Raw genomic sequence first — 3,191 nt, forward strand, 5'->3', positions numbered from 1 at the left:
TAACACTAAACTGACTATAATATTAGAGTTTAGCTATGTAAATTAAATTTTATTAAAATGTATATAAGAATAAGCCATGTGGCTCATAACCTGAAGGCCGCAAGTTCAAATCTTGCCCCCGCTTCCAAGATGATATATTCGGTCTTCACAGTGCGTTGATCGTGCCTGTAACTGTAAGGCTAGTTTCTTTTGCTTCCCTTATATTATATTTATTTCCCCTTTTATCGACAGTAACTTATTATAATCAAATAGCTAAAAAGTGTTAGGAAGCGCTTTTTTGCTTTGAAAAGCAGGTGTCTGTCTGTTATGCATAATAAATTTCACTTTTTTTATTCTGTCTGTACTAGAAGTGAATGATGTTGGATTTAGAAAATAATGTTTCTGTACTTAGTAAAATTAAGTCTGAGAATTTTGCTATAACCTCTTATGTATAGAGTGATTAGCTTGTTTTTTTGATCAATTTCTGTGCAGTTTCGGTGCATGGTTTCTGAATAGTTATAAATATAGATATTGTTTTATGAACAAGTTTGTTTAGGTTTAAAAAAGATTTATGGCGCAAATTTCCAACATTATTATTTATCCCTTCAAATCACTACCGGGTATGTCGGTTGATTCGGCCACTTTTACATCTGCAGGTGGATTGGTTGGTGATCGGGAATTTGCTTTTTTTACCCCAGATGGTCGTTATGTAAATGGAAAAAGATTCGAAGCTATTCATCGAATTCGGGCATCCTTTGACGTAAAGCTAAGAGTAGTTACGTTATGGTCACTCGAGCATCCAGAACCCCAGTCTTTTCATATGGATCAGCAACGTTTAGAAATTACAGCTTGGGTTTCCAAGCAACTTGGCCTACAGGGTATTGAGTTAAAACATGATCCGGTCTCGTTATTTCCCGATGATAGAAAATCGCCTGGTCCAACTATTGGTTCAGAAGCGTCGTTGATTGCGGCTGGCCAATATTTTACGCCAACTATTACCTTATCAGAAATGATTAACCGGATGCGTGTAAATATTATTATTAAAGGAGTTGAAGCATACTGGGAGGATTCAATTACCCCAAATGCCGAAACAGGGGGGATATTAAGATTGGGTAAGGCAGAGCTAATTGTTACTAATCCCTGTTCTCGATGTGTGGTGCCAACCCGAAATCCGGAAACCGGAATTCCATCTGAAGATTTCATGAAAACATTTATGCAGCACCGTAAATTAACCTTACCCGCCCACCTCAAGCACGATTTTCGTTATGAAAAAAATCCATACCGCTTGACGGTAAATGTGTTGGGGCCAGCTAAAGGAATGATACGTATTGGCGACAAAGCAGTTATTGGTAGCAAAATTCCATTAGGTGACTTTAGTGGTAAAACATCAACAGCGATGATAAAATCAATCCACTCCCAAATTGGGTAGTGTCTTTTCAATAAAAGTACATCAATAGCTTTCATCAGGTATACCTAATAACATGTCTTTGTTTTGTCCTTTAGAAAAGTGATAATTCCTTGCACGCGGTAAAAATCATATGCGCGCTCATGCTCATATCGCCTAGATTCTGAAATTCGGCTACTATTCAGGTATGCAAACCAGATACAAAAGTTTTATCAAACGATAGGTTTGTATTTGCTGAGACGGCTTTTTTGCATGCCCATATTCACAACCGTTCTCGCTTATCTAACCAGTTTCTGGTTGAGCCATGAAAGAATTACTGGTTGAGATCGAATCGGTTGTTGTAAAGGGATAAGAAATAAAGAACCTACCGCAATGATCGTTTTGTACCAAGATTACTCGGCAATAGGCAAGCGCTAAAACGGCACTGGATCATTATGTATACCAAAATCGATCATTCGGTTTTGTTTATAGATAAGAAAATTATATCAATAAGACCGAAGATTGTTGGAAACACGCCAAGTATCATATAAAGAAATTTGATGGTATTTGTGCCAACTATTTTTGGTTATTTATGAACAGGCGTGCGTAAAGCTTTAAGAACGGCCATACTAACACATAGTAAAACTAGCTTGGAATATGAATTCGCAACACACACGCTAATTATCTAGAAAAACCACTAGCAATATTTGAGTTAGTAATTATGGCAGTGATCAAAAGCTTTAATTTATTTCCTTAATTAAAGACATAATATTCAAATTTGGCTCTTGAGTGCATTTTTTCTCAATATCTGTAATCAGTTTATCTAGTGCGCTAAAACTGAAGATGGAACTTTTTGATATATAACCATTAATCCAGAAAATAATAAAACGCGTGTCTTGGACAAAATTTCCTTTATCGTCTCTGGGGATAGAACGACAAGGCCTGTCGGTAATTTCTAGGCTATCGCTGATAATTTCTTTATCACTATACTGATCCAACAACATTTTACGTTCAGTTCGGTAAACCGTAAGAACCGATGATCCAGGATTTTCAAGACAATTATTGCTAAAATTACCAACAATCTGTGTTAGAAGGTCAGAAGATATAATTCTACTGGATTGTGCGGAGTGTCCCTCCATCCACATCAGTAGATAATTTGTACTAAGATTATCGTAACTAATGTTCTTTTCTTGATATTCATATGTCATGACATTAATAAAATCTTTACAGGTAAAATCTTCCAAATTAACCGATGTTGGTAGAGTTGCGGCAGATAGTTTTGCAACAGAAAAAATAAACATAATAAGCGAAAAAACACATATAAATTTTTTATTCATCTCTTTATCTCCTCACGCAACTGCAAATCTTTTAAAATGGAAAATTACAAATATTAAAGTCGGACAGTAAACGAATTTAATTAAAAATACAATTTGTTCTTAGTCACTTGTGCCGCAATGCAAAAAACTATAATATGATTAATAAATTTATCGTTGAGCGAGACTATAATGCAGCAAGTACGTTTAATTGATTTAGTTTTTCCGGGTGACACCAATCACCACGGCACCTTATTCGGTGGCTTAGGGTTAGCTTTTATGGATAAAGTTGCTTTTATTGCCGCAACGCAATATGGGCGTGTAAAATTTGTAACCGCCTCGGTTGAACGTATTGATTTTCGTGCCCCGGCTAATGTTGGCGAAATTGTCGAATTTACGGGGAAAGTTATCCGTGTAGGCAGAAGGTCATTAAGCGTCGAAGTCACAATGATGGCTGAAATTTTGTTAACAGGGCAGCAGCGCTTATGTACGCAGGGCGTTTTTAATATGGTGGC

3 protein-coding genes are annotated in these 3,191 nt (G+C 36.4%); 2 read left to right on the forward strand and 1 reads right to left on the reverse strand.

Annotation, left to right across the window (positions count from 1 at the left end):
- The first annotated feature begins 550 nt into the window (after positions 1–550).
- On the forward strand, positions 551–1,408 hold the full coding sequence (locus K1X44_08960; GenBank protein ID MBX7147415.1) for an MOSC N-terminal beta barrel domain-containing protein: 858 nt from the start codon (positions 551–553) through the stop codon (positions 1,406–1,408).
- 695 nt (positions 1,409–2,103) lie between these two features.
- Here the strand turns inward: K1X44_08960 and K1X44_08965 are convergent.
- Positions 2,104–2,700, reverse strand: coding sequence for a hypothetical protein (locus tag K1X44_08965; protein MBX7147416.1), 597 nt, complete (start codon positions 2,698–2,700; stop codon positions 2,104–2,106).
- Between the two features lie 168 nt (positions 2,701–2,868).
- Here K1X44_08965 and K1X44_08970 point away from each other — a divergent pair.
- Positions 2,869–3,191: acyl-CoA thioesterase (locus tag K1X44_08970; GenBank protein ID MBX7147417.1), on the forward strand; the 323-nt coding region annotated here is incomplete at its 3' end.

It is taken from the genome of Alphaproteobacteria bacterium, from assembly GCA_019695395.1.
Lineage (GTDB): Bacteria > Pseudomonadota > Alphaproteobacteria > JAEUKQ01 > JAIBAD01 > JAIBAD01.